Consider the following 14,179-nt stretch of genomic DNA (forward strand, 5'->3'; position numbering starts at 1 on the left):
GCAGTTCGCACGCACCACCTCGACTCAGTGCTGTCCGCGCACCCATCACCAAGTAGCCAAAAATAAAAGAATGGGGTCCGGGGAAATTCCTTTCCCCGGCCTTTCTTCCTCACGGAATCACATACCCCCGCGCCGCACCCACGGTCCGGTTCCACACCTGTGAGCACTCTGCCCACACGCGGTTGCAGCCATCGCGGAACCCCGGCAGCACCGCCGTCGAGACCGCCTCCCGCACCCGGGCCTCGTCTTCCGGCGGCACGGCCACGATGGTCGCGTTGAAGCGCCGGCCTTCGCATTCGCTCGCACCGCGCAGGCAGGCGAGCGACTGCGCGTCGGAGACTTCGGCCAGTTGCCAGAGTTCGCGGTCCAGGCGGGTGAAGGCGCGGGTGAGTGCTGCTTGCTGGTCCGGGTTGAAGCGGCGCCAGGCTTGCGCGGACATGAAGTGGCCCTGGATGCCGCCGGCGAGCGAGAGTGGGAGGACGTGGGTGATGACTTCGCCCCAGTTGCCGGCGTGGGCGGAGACGGCGGAGGTGATCCCGCACTGGACCAGGCCGCGCTGCAGGGCGGGGTAGACCTCGCTGAACTGCAGGCTGACCGGGGATGCGCCGAGATGGGTCAACAGTGCGGTCATGCTCGGCGTGTAGGAGCGCACGCGCAGGCCGCGCAGGTCGGTGACGCTGCGGATGGGCGCGTTGCAGAAGAAGTATTGCGGGCCGAAGGGCCACAGCGCCATGGCGCGCGCGCCGAAGCGTTCCAGCAGGCGCGCGTCGAAGGCGGTGCGTGCGGCGTCGACCGCGGTGCGGAGCTCGGCGACGGTTGGGCTCACGCCGATCAGGTCGATACCGTCAAAGAAGGGCTCGTCGCGCGCGACGGGGCCGATGACGACGGACATCACGTCGAAGGCGCCAGAGCGGAGGTGGCGCAGCGCGTCGGCGGCCTGCACGCCCACCTGGTCCATCGGGTTGTAGGAGATCTGGAGGTTGATGCCGGTCTCGGCCGCGAGGCCGCCGTAGAAGGCGCGCTCGATATCGATGTGCTTCTGGTTGGCGGCGAAGTGGCCGGTGACGCGCAGCGGCATGGCCGGGCCGGTCTGTGCCATGGCCGGTGCGGCCAGCAGCAGGGCGAGCCCCGCGGAACGGAGTGCACTCAGCATCGGTTTCTCCTTCATTGCACGTAGAACTGGCGCGGCATCCACAGCGCCATCTCAGGGAATGCGATCAGCAGCGCGGTCATCACGACCATCGCGATGAAGAAGGGCAGCGTGCCTGCGAAGACCTGGCCGATGGTCCCTTCGCGCCGCACCGCCTGGATGACGTAGAGCGTCATGCCCACCGGCGGGCTGAGCAGCGAAATCTCGCCCATGAGCACGATGAAGACGCCGAACCAGACGGGATCGATGCCGGCCGCGACCACCACGGGAAAGACCACCGGGACCGTGCCGACGAGCATCGGCAGCGTCTCGAAGAACACGCCGAGCAGCAGGTAGAAAAAGGTAAGCGCGATGATGAGCTCGAGCGGCGTCGCGTTCATCGACGCGACAAAGGCGCCGAGCGCCGGTGTCACGCCGAGCAGGCCCATGACGAAGTTCAGGTAGAAGGCGGCGGCGAGGATCAGCATGCTCATCGCGGTCAGGCTCGCGGTCGCGAGGAAGCACTCGTGCAGCATTTTTACATTGAGCCGGCCGTACAGCGCAGCGATCGGCAAGGCGGCCACGACGGCGAGGGCCGCACTCTCCGTCACCGTCGCCCAGCCGGTGTAGATGGACCCCATGATGATCACGAAGATCACCAGCGGCGGCAGCAAGTGAACTGTGCGCAGCAGTCGCACGGCGAGCCTGTCCGTCACCGGCTCCTGCCGCACCAGCCCCGGCCGCGCGAGCGCGATCAGCACGATAGTGCCCATGAACAGCACCGTCATCACCGCGCCAGGGATCACGGCGGCCGCATAGAGCTGCCCGATGGAGGTGTTGGTGAGCGCGCCATAGACGATCAGCGCGATGCCCGGCGGGATGAGGTTGCCCAGCGACGCGCCCGCCGCGATGGAGCCGAGCACCAGGCGCTCATCGTAGTTGCGCTGTCTGAAGGAGGGGAGTGCCACCGTCGCGACGGTGGCCGCCGTCGCGACGGAGGACCCCGACACCGCCGAGAAGATCGCCGAGGCGCCGACATTGGTGTGCAGCAGCCCGCCCGGCAAGAAATTCAGCCAGTCCGCGAGGCTGCGATACAGCCGGTCTGTGCTGCCGCTGCGCACCAGGATCTCGCCCAGCAGGATGCACAGCGGGATGGCAAGCAGGACGTAATCTTCCATCGAGGCCCAGAACTGCGTGCCGATCGCCTCGACCAGGGCGGGGCTGAGATACAGCGAGGCCCCCAGCACCGAGACGATCAGCATGGTCACCGCCACATGCAGGCCCAGGAACAGCAGCACGACCATCAGGCCGAAGCCCATGGCCGCTTCCGTGATGCCGATCATCGGGCTTCCGCCTCATCCAGGCGCGCGAGGATGGCCGAAGCTTCGGTCGCCACCTCCTCGTCGAGCGTCATCGGGCCGTAGAGGTCATTCAACCGCGAACGGTCGACCACCAGCAGCCACAGCGCATGCGCGGCATACGCCCCGCTCGCCAGTGCGAAGACGACCAGTCCCGCGAGCCAGGCGCCCTGCGGGATCCACAGCGGCGTCTGCAGCGGCGAATTGGCGCGCGCTTGGAATTCCAGGCTCTCCTCCAGCACGGAATATCCGCGCCAGGCGGTATAGATGGCGAAGGCCGCCAGCAGCACGTAGGCGCTGGCATTGAGCACGGCGCGCACCCAGCCTGGCATCCGGCCAAGCAAAAAATCCACCCGCGCATGGGACTTCGCGACCAGCGCCCAGGCGAAGGAGAGCGAGGAGAAGATGGCCAGCGTATAGCCGCCGATCTCGTCGACACCCTGGAGCGATATGCCGGCGAACTTGCGCAGCAGGATCTCGACGCAGGTGAGCAGCGACAACGCGAGCAGCCACCAGCCGCCGGCCAGCGCCACCCAGCGCGCCGGGGCTTCGACGTAACGCGCGACCGGATTTCGGGCGATCATCGGCAGCGCGGCCCCAAGAGCCTGTTGCGCGGCCACAGGGCGGTGAGCGTGGGAAGGTTCACGGGCGGTGGAATGGCCGCGAGGGTCTGGACCGGTTGGGCATTGGCCCGAGTTTAGCAAGCCGCATGCCGCCGCCGGTCGGTTCTAACTGCGCGGTGCCTGGGCTAGAGCGTGCGGATGGATGCAAGCAAACACCTGGTGCTGCTCGGCGCCGGCCACGCCCATGTCGAGGTGCTGCGCGATTTCGCGCGCGCGCCGGTGCCCGGCTTGCGAATCACGGTGATGAGCCGCGAGCGGCTCTCGCCCTATTCGGGCATGCTGCCCGGGGTGATCGGGGGCCGGTATGCGCCGGGCGAGGCGCTGGTTGATGCCCCGGCGCTCGCGGCCAAGGCGGGGGCCATCTTCCTGCACGACGAGGCCACGGCGATCGATCCCAGCCAGCGCCAGGTGCGCGGTGCATCCGGCGGCGCGCTCACCTACGACCTGCTTTCGATCGACATCGGCGCGACGCCGCGGATCGATGCCGAAGGTGCCGAGGGGCGGGTGCTGCCGATCAAGCCCATCGACGCGCTGCTCGCGCGCTTCGAGGCCATCGCCTCGGCGCGGAGCGTTGCCGTGGTGGGCGGCGGCCCTGCGGGGTTCGAGATCGCTTTGGGCCTGCGTGCGCGACAGCCTGGCGCCGGCGTCACCCTCGCCGCGGGGCTGCCCGGGCTGCTGCCGGCGCTGCCGGAAGGGGTGCGCCGCCGCGCGGCGGCCGCGCTCGCGCGCCACGACGTGTCCCTCTCCGAAGGCCATGAGGTCACCCATGTCCAGGACGGGGTGCTGCAGTTCGACGGACGCCCGCCGATCGCCGCGGACGCGCTGCTGTGGTGCACGGGCGCCGCGGCCCCCGCCATTCTGGCCGCGAGTGGCCTGCCCTGCGACGCGGAGGGGTTCCTGCGCGTGCAGGCGGGGCTCAACGTGCCCGGCCACCCCGAAATCTTCGCCGCCGGCGACGCGGCGTCCTTCCTGCCGCGCGCGTTGCCCAAGGCGGGGCTCTACGCGGTTCGGCAGGGCCCGGTGCTGGCGGCCAACCTGCGCCGCGCCGCGGCCGGCGCTCCACCCCTGCCCTTCCGACCGCAGCGCCACGCGCTGGTGCTGCTCTCGACCGGCGATGGCCGCGCCATCGGCACGCGGAATGGCTTCGTCGCGGAGGGGCGCTGGGTGTGGCGGTGGAAGGACCGCATCGACCGCGCCTTCATGCGCCGCTACAGCGTGACCTGAATCCGGCCGGCCTCGTGCCCGTTGCTGTCGCGGATGGGCGCCTCCACCGCCGCCATCAGCGCCGGCGCCGCCTCCCGCTTCACGATGCCGAGCTCGGCCAGCACGCCCACCAGCACCGCCATCTTCGCCCGTGAGGCGCCATCGGCGAGCTTGATCGCAATCCCCAGGCCACGCTCGGGCACGAAGGCCAGGCAGAAGCCCTCCGCGCCGCCCTTCACCACCACGCGGCCGCCGGTCGCGCGCACCAGGCGCTCGGTCGGCTGGTCGCGGCCGGAGATGTGGTCGGCGTGATCGCGCATCGCGCCGAGGATGCGCGTGATGGCGCGCTGACGTTCGGCGCCTGCCACACGTACCCCCGCGAAGCGCGCCGCCGCCCGCGCCATGGCGGCGACGGGGAGTGCGAGCGCGGGCAGCCCGCAGCCATCCACGCCGCGGGGCAGGGCCGCCGCGTCGCGTCCCAGCAGCTCGGAGAAAGCGTCGACAAACAGGCGTTGGCCGGGATGATCGGCGAGTTCATAGCCTGTGCTTGGCGCGCCGATGCGGCGGGCGAGGGTGAGGAAGCCGCAATGCTTTCCCGAGCAATTGTGGAACACCCGGCTGGGACCGCCGCCGGAACGCAGCACGGCCGCCATATCCGCCTGGCCATGCGGCAGCGCCGGGCCGCAGACCAGCGCGCGCTCGTCCAGGTCGAGCCGCGCCAGCCAGTCGCGCACCATCGCCACCTGGAAATCCTGCGCATGATGCGAGGCACAGGCGAGCGCGATATGCGCAGGCGTCAGCCCCAGCGCATCCGCGGCGCCGGTCTCGACCAGCGCGATCGCCTGGAACGGCTTGAGCGAGGAGCGCGGAAAGGTCACCAGATCCGCATCGCCACGGGTAAGGACCAGCTGGCCCTCGGCATCCGCCACGGCGACGACGCCATGGTGGAGGCTCTCCACGGCCGGACCGCGGTGGATAAGGGCGAGGCGCGCAAAGGGCTGCATGGCCATCCTGTGAAGCGTGCCGCAAGGCTGCGGCAGCGAAACCATCCTGTCGAGACGCGTTGGAGTGGCAATGATTTGAGCATGTGGCGCGAATTGCAGCCACGGTTTGATCAACCGTAACCGCGTGCAACTTCCGCCACTTGCGCGTTCGGCTGCACCGCCGCTGGCACGGTTATCGCTATCTCGATGCCGCCGGACTGCCCGGCACAGGCCGCAAGAGCCTGTCCCACGGCATCGCGATCGACCGCCCCGTATCGCGGGGGCACAGGAGAGAGACCCGCCCATGAGCAAGACCTTCCCCCCCATCTCGCGCCGCGCGCTCGTCGCCGGCATGGGCGGCGCGCTCGCGATGCCCGCCATCCGCCCCGCCTTTGGCCAGGGCGCGCCGATCAAGGTCGGCGTGCTGCATTCGCTGTCCGGCACGATGGCGATCTCCGAGACCGCGCTGCGCGACACCGTGCTGATGATGGTCGAGGCGCAGAACGCCGCCGGCGGCATTTTGGGCCGTCGCCTCGAAGCCGTGGTCGTGGACCCCGCCTCCAACTGGCCGCTGTTCGCCGAGAAGGCGCGCGAGCTGCTCGCCGTCGCCCGCGTCGACGTGACCTTCGGCTGCTGGACCTCGGTGTCCCGCAAGTCGGTGCTGCCGGTGTTCGAGGAGCTGAACGGCCTGCTGTTCTACCCCGTGCAGTACGAGGGCGAGGAAGAGAGCCGCAACATCTTCTACACCGGCGCCGCGCCGAACCAGCAGGCGATCCCGGCGGTCGAATACCTGCTCGGCGCCGATGGCGGCTCGGCCAAGCGCATCGCGCTGCTCGGCACCGACTATGTCTATCCGCGCACCACCAACCGCATCCTGCGCGGCTTCCTCAATTCCAAGGGCATCACCGATGCCGACATCATGGAAGAATACACCCCCTTCGGCCATTCCGATTGGCAGGGCATCGTCGCGCGGGTGAAGCGCTTCGCCTCCGAGGGCAAGAAGACCGCGATCGTCTCCACCATCAACGGCGACGCCAACGTTCCCTTCTACCGCGAGCTCGGCAACCAGGGCATCAAGGCGGAAGACATCCCCTCGGTGGCCTTCTCGGTCGGCGAGGAAGAGCTGGCCGGCATTGATGCCCGCCCGCTGGTCGGCCACCTGGCGGCGTGGAACTACTTCATGTCCGTGCAGTCGCCGGTGAACACGGCGTTCAAGGCGCAGTGGGCGGCCTATATCCGCAACCCGCGCCGCGTCACCAACGACCCGATGGAGGCCACCTATACCGGCTTCAAGATGTGGGCCCAGGCCGTCGCCCAGGCCGGCACCACCGCGGTCGATGCCGTGCGCACCGCGATGATCGGCCAGAAGGTGGACGCGCCCTGCGGCTACACCGAGGAGATGCACCGCAACCATCACCTGTCCAAGCCGGTGATGATCGGCGAGATCCAGGCCGACGGGCAGTTCAACATCGTCTACCGGACGCCCACCGCCATCCCCGCGGAAAACTGGTCTCCCTTCATCCCCGAGAACGCCAATCGCCGCCGCGGCTGATCCGTTCCCACGCCTGAACCCGCGCGGCGCTGATGCGCCGCGCGGGCGGGGTTACCCTGCATGATGCGTTTCCTGTTCGCCTGCCTGGTCGTCCTGAGCTTCGCCCTGCCGGCGCGCGCACAGGACGCCTTCACCGCCGCGCTGCCGGGTCTGTTCGGCGGCTTCAACGACATCGCGACATCGGTGGACCAGCTCGCCAATGCCGGCGACCCGCGCGCCCTGCCGCTGCTGCGCGCACTCAGCGACGGGCGGCTGCTCAAGCGTGAGACCACGCTGCTGATCCGCAGCGATGCCGCCACCACCGATGCCGTGACCGGTGCTGCCGCCGATGCCGCCGGCGCCGAGGCGATCCGGCTCAACAACCGCGTCCGCGTCGCCCTGCGCGGCGCGATCGGTCGCCTGGCCCTGGTCTCGCCCGACGCCACCGAGCGCGCGGCCGCCGCCGAGGCCGTCTACCGCTCCCGCTCGGCCGAGAACATCCCCATCCTGGAAGCCGCACTGGCGCGTGAGAGCGTGCCGCGCATCCGCGCGCAGATGGAGCTCTCCCTCGCGGCCTCGCGCCTGATGGCGTCCGATCCGGGCGTGCAGCGGCAGGGCATCGCCGCCCTTGCCAATGCCGGCACCGAGAACGCCCGCGCGCTGCTGCTCGAAGCCCGCAACAACACGCCGGCGCTGGCCGATGAGGTCAATGCGGCGCTGGTCGCCGTGGACCGCGCGCTCGCGATCCGACGCGCGGCGGAGACGCTGTACCAGGGCCTGTCGCTCGGCTCGGTGCTGCTGCTCGCAGCACTCGGTCTCGCGGTCACCTTCGGCGTCATGGGCGTGATCAACATGGCGCATGGCGAGTTCGTCATGCTCGGCGCCTATGCGACCGTGATTGTGCAGGATTTGTGCAAGGACATTCCCTGGCTGCAGCCCTGGTCGCTGCCGCTAGCCGTGCCCGCCGCCTTCCTCGTCGCCGGCCTGGCCGGCGCGCTGCTCGAGCGCGGGCTGATCCGCCACCTGTACGGCCGCCCGCTCGAGACGCTGCTGATGACCTTCGGCGTGGGCATGATCCTGCAGCAGGCGGTGCGCCTGGCCTTCGGGGCGCAAAACCGCGAGGTGATCTCCCCGGCCTGGATGCAGGGCACGCTGGAGATGCCGTTCGGGCTGATGGTGACGCAGAACAGGCTCTGGGTGATCGTCTTCTCCCTGGTCGTGCTCGGGCTGACCATCGCCGCCATCCGCTACACCCGCTTCGGGCTGGAGATGCGCGCGGTGACGCAGAACCGGCGCATCGCGGCCACCATGGGCATCCGCACCGGGCGCGTGGACGCGCTGACCTTCGCCTTCGGGTCCGGCATCGCGGGCATGGCCGGCGTCGCGCTGAGCCAGATCGACAACGTCTCACCCAACCTCGGCACCGGCTACATTATCGACAGCTTCATGGTCGTGGTGTTCGGCGGCGTCGGGTCGCTGGCCGGCACGCTGGTGGGCGCGCTGTCGCTCGGCGTGGTCAACAAGCTACTGGAGCCCTGGGCCGGCGCGGTGCTGGCCAAGGTCGCCGTGCTGGTGGGATTGATGCTGTTCATTCAGCGCCGCCCGCGCGGGCTGTTCCCGCAAAAGGGGCGCGCGGCATCATGAGCGCGACACTGGCCGACCCCGCCCCCTCCCGCCTGCGCCTCGGCCTGCGCGCGGCGACCATCGCCGTGGTCATCGCACTCGCCGCGATGCCGCTGCTCAATCGCCTGCCGGTGGACAGCGCGTTCCATGTCTCCGACTTCCTGGTCTCCATCACCGGGAAATGGATCTGCTACGCGATCCTCGCCTTGGCGATCGATCTTGCCTGGGGCTATGCGGGGCTGCTGTCGCTCGGCCACGGCGCCTTCTTCGCGCTCGGGGGCTACGCGATCGGCATGCACCTGATGCGCCTGATCGGCCCGCGCGGCTCCTACGGCCACCCGGTGCTGCCCGACTTCATGGTCTTCCTCGGCTACACCGAGCTGCCCTTCTTCTGGTGGGGGTTCCAATCCTTCCCCTACGCGCTGTTCATGGCGCTGTTCATCCCCGGCCTGCTCGCGGGCATCGTGGGCTTCCTCGCCTTCCGCAGCCGCATCACGGGCGTGTATTTCTCCATCATCACGCAGGCCATGACCTATGCGCTGATGCTGGCCTTCTTCCGCAACGACATGGGCCTCGGCGGCAACAACGGCTTCACCGACTTCAAGGAACTTTTGGGCCAACCGCTCAACACCGCGCTCGCCCGCAGTTCCCTGTTTTACGCGGCACTGCTCTCCCTCGTCGGCGTGTATTTTCTTTGCGCCTACATCACGCGGTCAAAACTCGGGCGCGTGCTGATCGCCATCCGCGATGCCGAAAGCCGCGTGCGCTTCCTCGGCTACTCCGTCACACAGGCCAAGCTCTTCGTCTTCGTCCTCTCCGGCATGATCGCGGGCCTGGCCGGCGCGCTCTACGTCCCGCTCGTCGGCATCATCAACCCCGGCGAGTTCGCCCCCACCAACTCCATCGAGGCGGTGATCTGGGTCGCCGTCGGCGGCCGCGGCACACTCATCGGCGCGGCACTCGGCGCCTTCTCGGTCAACGCCATCAAGACCTGGCTCACCTCCGTGGCACCCGACCTGTGGCTCTTCGCGCTCGGCGGACTCTTCGTGGCGGTGACGCTGCTGCTGCCGCGGGGATTGCTGGGATTGGTACGGAAGGGCGACCGATGATCACGGACGACAGAATGGGGGAAATGAATTTCCCCCAAACCCCCATTCTTTCTTTTTTATTTAATGGTTCTCGTGCGCAGGCCGGTGCGGCCTTCGCAGGGCAGTGCGACCTGACGACCAGTGCCAAATATTCAAAAATGAAAGAATGGGGTCTGGGGAAATTCGTTTCCCCAGCCTTCCTTCCATGAAGGGCAACCAGCTCTACCTCGACGGCGTCACCGTCATGTTCGACGGTTTCCGCGCGCTCAACAATCTTTCCATCATCGTTGAGCCTGGCGAGATGCGCGCCGTGATCGGCCCCAACGGTGCCGGCAAGACCACCATGATGGACGTCATCACCGGCAAAACGCGCCCCACCAAGGGCACGGTGCGGTTTGGCGACCACGACCTGACGCGCATGGACGAGGCGGCGATCGCCAATCTCGGCATCGGGCGGAAGTTCCAGAAGCCCACGGTGTTCGATGCGTTGACCGTTTTCGAGAATCTGGAGCTGGCGTTGAAGGCGCCGCGCGGGCCGTTCGCGTGCCTGCGCTGGGCGCTGGGCGGCGCAGCGCGCTCGCGGATCGAGCAAGTGCAGGACGAGATCGGGCTGACGGCGCGGGCGGGGGATCGTGCTGCCATCCTGTCGCATGGACAGAGGCAGTGGCTGGAGATCGGCATGCTGTTGATGCAGGACCCGCAGCTTTTGCTGGTCGACGAGCCGGTGGCCGGCATGACCGACCAGGAAACCGAGCACACCGCCGCCCTGCTCCGCCGCATCGCCGGCGAACGGAGCGTGGTCGTGGTGGAGCATGACCTCGAATTCGTCCGCGCGCTCGGCCAGAAGGTGACGGTGCTGCATGAGGGCACCATGCTGAGCGAGGGCGCGATCGACCACGTGCAGAACGACCCGCGGGTCATCGAAGTCTATCTGGGGCGCTGAGGCATGCTGTCGGTCGAAGCCCTCGAACTCTCCTATGGCGCCAGCCTGTGTCTGCGGGGCGTGGATCTGACGGCGACGCCCGGGCAGATCACCTGCGTGCTGGGGCGCAACGGCGTAGGCAAATCCTCGCTGATGCGCGCGATCGTGGGGCTGGAGCGGGCGCAGAAGGGCCGCATCACCTGGGAGGGGCGCGACATCGGTAGTACGGCGCCGGCGGAGCGGGCGCGGGCCGGGATCGGCTATGTCCCGCAGGGGCGGGAGATCTTTCCCTTCCTCACCGTTCAGGAGAACCTTGAGACGGCGCTCGCCGCCGCGCCGCGGGGATCCGTGGTGCCACAGGAGATTTTCGATCTGTTTCCCATCCTTCGGGATTTCCTGCGTCGGCGCGGGGGCGACCTTTCGGGCGGCCAGCAGCAGCAGCTCGCGATCGGGCGCGCGCTGACCGCGCAGCCGCGGCTGCTGATCCTCGATGAACCGACCGAGGGCATCCAGCCCAACGTTATCAAGGACATCGCGCGCGTCATCGCCTACCTGGCGCGGGACCGCGGCATGGCGGTGGTGCTGGTGGAGCAGTATTTCGAGTTCGCGCGCGACCTGGGCGATACGCTGGCCATCATGGTGCGCGGCGAGATGGCGCTGGCTGGCCCAACGCAAAGCCTCGACGAGGACGAAGTCCGCAAACACCTGACGGTGTGAGCGACCGGCCTGCCGCGTCAATCCAGCAGATGCGGCTCCACCGACCACATGTCCCCGTCCTCGGGTGGTGAGCACAGGATGGGCAGCGCGTTCGGCGTCCGCACATTCGGCTTGTGGCCGAGCGCCTGGCGCAGCGCGCGGAACAGCGCCCCATGCGCCACCACCAGCGCGAGGCCCGGTTCCGCCGTCGCGCGGTTGATCGCGGCCACCGCGCGCTCGCGCAGCCCGGCGAAGGTCTCAGCACCCTCGGGCGTGAAGTTCCCGTCGATCCAGTCGTCGTACCAGTCGCCCATCGGCGTGCCTTCCTCGATGCCGAAGGAGACCTCCATCAGGTCGTCATCGGTCGAGAGCGGCAGGCCGAGCTTCGCGTTGACGATCTCGGCCGTGCGCAACGCGCGGCCGAGCGGCGAGGCGATGATACGCACGATGTCACGCCCCGGCATCGCCGCCGCCGCGCGCTCCGCCTGGGCGATGCCGACGGCGTTGAGCGGAATGTCGGTGCGGCCCTGGCTGCGCCCTTCCGCATTCCAGTCCGTCTCGCCATGGCGGAGGAACCAGAAGGGGACGCGGTTGAGCACCATCAGGCCGAGAGCCCTTCCTGTTCCATCATCCGCCGCACCGCCGGGCGCGCCATCATCCGCTCCATATGCGCGGCGAGCTTGGACGGCAGCGTGAGGCCGGAGCGCTTGCCGCCCCAGTATTCGACGAAGAACAAGGCGGTGTCGGCCACCGAATAGCCCGACGGCAGCACCCAATCGCCACCCAGCCACTGGCCGTCGACGAGCGTGAAGTACTTGTCCGCCGCCGCCTTGCCGGTCTCGACCACCTTGGGGATGTCGGCCTCGTTCGGGGTGAAATTGCCTGGGCGATACTGCCGGGTGAAGCCGTAGGGATGGATGGTGCCGGTGAAATAGGCCATCGCCTCGGCCGCGCGCGTCTCGCCTTCGAGGTCCGTCGGCAGCAGCCCCGCCTCGGGGTTGGACTTCGCGAGCCAGGTGGCGATCGCGGGGTATTCCGTCAGCAGCGTGCCATCCTCGCGCTTGAGCGCCGGCACCTTCGATTTCGGGTTCACCGCCATGTATTCGGGCTGGTGCTGCGCACCACCTTTGAGGTTGACCAGCGACAGCTCATAGGGCTTGCCGATCTCCTCGAGGATGATGTGGATGCCGAGCGAACAGGCGCCGGGCGAGTAGAACAAAGTGTTGGTCATGGCGTCCCTCCGCGTTGCCCGCGAAGGCTAGGCCGCCTCAGCAGAACAGGGAAGAGACGGAGGTTTCGTCGCTGATGCGCTTCATCGCCTCAGCGAGCAGCGGGGCGATGGTGAGCTGGCGGATGTTGCGCGAGATGCGCACCGCCTCGGTCGCCATGATGGAATCCGTCACCGTCATGTTTTCGATCGGCGCAGCGCCGATGCGCGCCACCGCGCCGCCCGAGAGCACGCCGTGCGTGACATAGACGCCGGCCGATTTAGCCCCTCGGCTGAGCAGCGCCTCGGCCGCGTTGCACAGGGTGCCGCCGGAATCGACGATGTCGTCGACCAGCAGGCAATGCCGACCCTCGACCTCGCCGATGACGTTCATCACCTCGGACACCCCCGCCCGCGGGCGGCGCTTGTCCACGATGGCGAGGTCGGTGCCCAGGCGGGATGCAATGGCGCGCGCCCGCACCACGCCGCCGACATCAGGGGAGACGATCATCAGCTCGCGCCCCTGGTAGCGCTCCTGGATGTCGCGCGAGAACAGCGGCGCGGCGAAGAGGTTGTCGACGGGGATGTCGAAGAAGCCCTGGATCTGGGCGGCGTGCAGGTCCATCGCGAGCACGCGGTTGGCACCAGCCGCGGTGATGAGGTTCGCCACCAGCTTGGCCGAGATCGGCGTGCGGGAGCCCGATTTCCGGTCCTGCCTGGCATAACCGAAATATGGGATCACGGCGGTGATGCGCCTGGCACTCGCGCGGCGCAGCGCGTCGAGCGTGATCAGAAGCTCCATGAGATTGTCGTTCGCGGGATACGACGTGCTCTGAATGACGAACACATCCTCGCCGCGCACGTTCTCATGGATCTCGACGAAGATCTCCATGTCGGCGAAGCGACGCACGGAGGCGTTGGTCAGCGGCAGTCCCAGCGATGCGGCCACCGCCTCGGCCAGGGGGCGGTTGCTGTTGCAGGCCACGATCTTCATGCGGGCAAGGCTCCACAGCCAGCGCGCCGGGGGTCGCGCGCGACGGCTGCATAGCAATGTGACCATCGCGTGTAAATCGCAAGCCGCGCCCTTGCGCGATGATCCCGAGCCGCGCCCTTGCGCGATGATCCCGAGCCGCGCCCTTGCGAGATGTTCCCGAAGCCGCGCCCTTGCGCGAGGACCGCCGCTCATGGCGAACTCCGCCGCAGCCACGGAGACCCACGCCATGCGCCGCCTGCTCCTCGCCTTGCTCCTGCTGCTACCCTGGGCCGCGCATGCGCAGCCCACGCAGTTCCGTGACCCGCAGGGCCGCGCCACGGGGCGGGCCGAGACCCGCGGCAACACGACCACCTTCTACGACCTCACCGGCCGCATGACCGGGCGGAGCGAGCGCAGCGGCACGACGATCCGCCATTTCGACGCGCAGGGCCGCGCCACCGGCCGCTCCGAGGTGCGCGGCGGCACCACCACGAGCTTCGACGCGCAGAACCGCCCGACCGGCCGGGTGGAGCTGCGCGGCGGCGACGCCACGCGCTACGACCCGCAGAACCGCGTCGTCGGCCGCATCGAGCGCCGCGGCGACACGGCCCGCTACCGCGACGCGCAGGGCCGCGATGAGGGCGAGGCGCGCGGCCCCGCGGCGATGACGGGCATGCGCTGAACCATGCCGCCGATCCACGTCCTCTCGCGCATCGCGCTGATCCTCGCCTGCGTGGTCGCAGTGGTGCAACTGGTGGTGGTCGCGCTGCGCTGAGCGCGTCGCCCGCCATCATCCTTGCCGCCCGCCTGCGGCGTGGCCAGTCTGGTCCAAATTGCGGGAGG

Annotated in this window: 15 protein-coding genes; 8 read left to right on the forward strand and 7 right to left on the reverse strand. The window is 68.8% G+C overall.

Annotated features, from left to right (window positions below; genetic code table 11):
• Positions 1-109: 109 nt before the first annotated feature.
• Genes GXW79_RS09425 through GXW79_RS09435 form a run of 3 tightly spaced genes read right to left on the reverse strand, consistent with a single transcriptional unit; the run spans position 110 to position 3,071 of the window.
• A complete protein-coding gene (locus tag GXW79_RS09425; RefSeq protein WP_211874135.1) occupies positions 110-1,153 on the reverse strand; it encodes a TRAP transporter substrate-binding protein in 1,044 nt (347 codons plus the stop codon).
• 11 nt (positions 1,154-1,164) lie between these two features.
• Positions 1,165-2,472, reverse strand: a complete 1,308-nt coding sequence (locus GXW79_RS09430) for a TRAP transporter large permease (protein WP_211874136.1) — start codon at positions 2,470-2,472, stop codon at positions 1,165-1,167.
• On the reverse strand, positions 2,469-3,071 hold the full coding sequence (locus GXW79_RS09435; RefSeq protein ID WP_211874137.1) for a TRAP transporter small permease subunit: 603 nt from the start codon (positions 3,069-3,071) through the stop codon (positions 2,469-2,471). Before GXW79_RS09435 ends, GXW79_RS09430 begins: the two co-directional genes overlap by 4 nt.
• 177 nt (positions 3,072-3,248) lie before the next feature.
• Here GXW79_RS09435 and GXW79_RS09440 point away from each other — a divergent pair, with 177 nt between their 5' ends.
• Entirely contained in the window at positions 3,249-4,334 is a 1,086-nt protein-coding gene (locus GXW79_RS09440) for an FAD-dependent oxidoreductase (RefSeq protein ID WP_211874138.1), read from the forward strand.
• Here the strand turns inward: GXW79_RS09440 and GXW79_RS09445 are convergent.
• Entirely contained in the window at positions 4,319-5,317 is a 999-nt protein-coding gene (locus GXW79_RS09445) for an asparaginase (RefSeq protein WP_211874139.1), read from the reverse strand. The genes GXW79_RS09440 and GXW79_RS09445 overlap by 16 nt on opposite strands.
• A gap of 283 nt (positions 5,318-5,600) precedes the next feature.
• Here GXW79_RS09445 and urtA point away from each other — a divergent pair, with 283 nt between their 5' ends.
• The 6 genes from urtA (at position 5,601) to urtE (ending at position 11,177) form a co-directional block, all read left to right on the forward strand.
• Complete coding sequence (urtA, locus tag GXW79_RS09450; RefSeq protein ID WP_211874140.1) at positions 5,601-6,848, forward strand: urea ABC transporter substrate-binding protein; 1,248 nt, start codon at positions 5,601-5,603, stop codon at positions 6,846-6,848.
• Positions 6,849-6,911: 63 nt separating this feature from the next.
• Entirely contained in the window at positions 6,912-8,471 is a 1,560-nt protein-coding gene (gene urtB, locus GXW79_RS09455; RefSeq protein ID WP_211874247.1) for an urea ABC transporter permease subunit UrtB, read from the forward strand.
• The gene (gene urtC / locus GXW79_RS09460; protein WP_211874141.1) at positions 8,468-9,559 is read left to right on the forward strand and encodes an urea ABC transporter permease subunit UrtC; all 1,092 of its coding nucleotides are present in this window, start codon (positions 8,468-8,470) and stop codon (positions 9,557-9,559) included. The genes urtB and urtC overlap by 4 nt, the downstream gene beginning before the upstream one ends.
• Positions 9,556-9,747, forward strand: coding sequence for a hypothetical protein (locus tag GXW79_RS09465; RefSeq protein WP_211874142.1), 192 nt, complete (start codon positions 9,556-9,558; stop codon positions 9,745-9,747). The genes urtC and GXW79_RS09465 overlap by 4 nt, the downstream gene beginning before the upstream one ends.
• Positions 9,744-10,481, forward strand: coding sequence for an urea ABC transporter ATP-binding protein UrtD (gene urtD / locus GXW79_RS09470; protein ID WP_211874143.1), 738 nt, complete (start codon positions 9,744-9,746; stop codon positions 10,479-10,481). The genes GXW79_RS09465 and urtD overlap by 4 nt, the downstream gene beginning before the upstream one ends.
• Before the next feature lie 3 nt (positions 10,482-10,484).
• Positions 10,485-11,177, forward strand: a complete 693-nt coding sequence (urtE, locus tag GXW79_RS09475) for an urea ABC transporter ATP-binding subunit UrtE (protein WP_211874144.1) — start codon at positions 10,485-10,487, stop codon at positions 11,175-11,177.
• A gap of 17 nt (positions 11,178-11,194) precedes the next feature.
• Here urtE and GXW79_RS09480 read toward each other — a convergent pair whose 3' ends face one another.
• The 3 genes from GXW79_RS09480 to GXW79_RS09490 are packed head-to-tail and all read right to left on the reverse strand — an operon-like array spanning position 11,195 to position 13,357.
• Positions 11,195-11,758: a histidine phosphatase family protein gene (locus tag GXW79_RS09480; protein ID WP_211874145.1), complete on the reverse strand. Its 564-nt coding sequence runs from the start codon at positions 11,756-11,758 to the stop codon at positions 11,195-11,197.
• Complete coding sequence (locus GXW79_RS09485; protein WP_211874146.1) at positions 11,758-12,387, reverse strand: glutathione S-transferase family protein; 630 nt, start codon at positions 12,385-12,387, stop codon at positions 11,758-11,760. Before GXW79_RS09485 ends, GXW79_RS09480 begins: the two co-directional genes overlap by 1 nt.
• Before the next feature lie 37 nt (positions 12,388-12,424).
• Complete coding sequence (locus tag GXW79_RS09490) at positions 12,425-13,357, reverse strand: ribose-phosphate pyrophosphokinase (RefSeq protein ID WP_211874147.1); 933 nt, start codon at positions 13,355-13,357, stop codon at positions 12,425-12,427.
• 226 nt (positions 13,358-13,583) lie between these two features.
• On the opposite strand from GXW79_RS09490, the gene GXW79_RS09495 reads away from it, so the two are divergent.
• Positions 13,584-14,018, forward strand: coding sequence for a hypothetical protein (locus tag GXW79_RS09495; protein WP_211874148.1), 435 nt, complete (start codon positions 13,584-13,586; stop codon positions 14,016-14,018).
• Positions 14,019-14,179 lie beyond the last annotated feature (161 nt).

This window comes from Plastoroseomonas arctica (genome assembly GCF_018128965.1).
Lineage (GTDB): Bacteria > Pseudomonadota > Alphaproteobacteria > Acetobacterales > Acetobacteraceae > Plastoroseomonas > Plastoroseomonas arctica.

Bases quoted from the DNA above. Each gene is read 5' to 3' on its own strand.
- GXW79_RS09425 (WP_211874135.1), bottom strand. From the start codon at position 1,153: ATGCTGAGTGCACTCCGTTCCGCGGGGCTCGCCCTGCTGCTGGCCGCA.
- GXW79_RS09430 (WP_211874136.1), bottom strand. From the start codon at position 2,472: ATGATCGGCATCACGGAAGCGGCCATGGGCTTCGGCCTGATGGTCGTG.
- GXW79_RS09435 (WP_211874137.1), bottom strand. From the start codon at position 3,071: ATGATCGCCCGAAATCCGGTCGCGCGTTACGTCGAAGCCCCGGCGCGC.
- GXW79_RS09440 (WP_211874138.1), top strand. From the start codon at position 3,249: ATGGATGCAAGCAAACACCTGGTGCTGCTCGGCGCCGGCCACGCCCAT.
- GXW79_RS09445 (WP_211874139.1), bottom strand. From the start codon at position 5,317: ATGCAGCCCTTTGCGCGCCTCGCCCTTATCCACCGCGGTCCGGCCGTG.
- urtA (WP_211874140.1), top strand. From the start codon at position 5,601: ATGAGCAAGACCTTCCCCCCCATCTCGCGCCGCGCGCTCGTCGCCGGC.
- urtB (WP_211874247.1), top strand. From the start codon at position 6,912: ATGCGTTTCCTGTTCGCCTGCCTGGTCGTCCTGAGCTTCGCCCTGCCG.
- urtC (WP_211874141.1), top strand. From the start codon at position 8,468: ATGAGCGCGACACTGGCCGACCCCGCCCCCTCCCGCCTGCGCCTCGGC.
- GXW79_RS09465 (WP_211874142.1), top strand. From the start codon at position 9,556: ATGATCACGGACGACAGAATGGGGGAAATGAATTTCCCCCAAACCCCC.
- urtD (WP_211874143.1), top strand. From the start codon at position 9,744: ATGAAGGGCAACCAGCTCTACCTCGACGGCGTCACCGTCATGTTCGAC.
- urtE (WP_211874144.1), top strand. From the start codon at position 10,485: ATGCTGTCGGTCGAAGCCCTCGAACTCTCCTATGGCGCCAGCCTGTGT.
- GXW79_RS09480 (WP_211874145.1), bottom strand. From the start codon at position 11,758: ATGGTGCTCAACCGCGTCCCCTTCTGGTTCCTCCGCCATGGCGAGACG.
- GXW79_RS09485 (WP_211874146.1), bottom strand. From the start codon at position 12,387: ATGACCAACACTTTGTTCTACTCGCCCGGCGCCTGTTCGCTCGGCATC.
- GXW79_RS09490 (WP_211874147.1), bottom strand. From the start codon at position 13,357: ATGAAGATCGTGGCCTGCAACAGCAACCGCCCCCTGGCCGAGGCGGTG.
- GXW79_RS09495 (WP_211874148.1), top strand. From the start codon at position 13,584: ATGCGCCGCCTGCTCCTCGCCTTGCTCCTGCTGCTACCCTGGGCCGCG.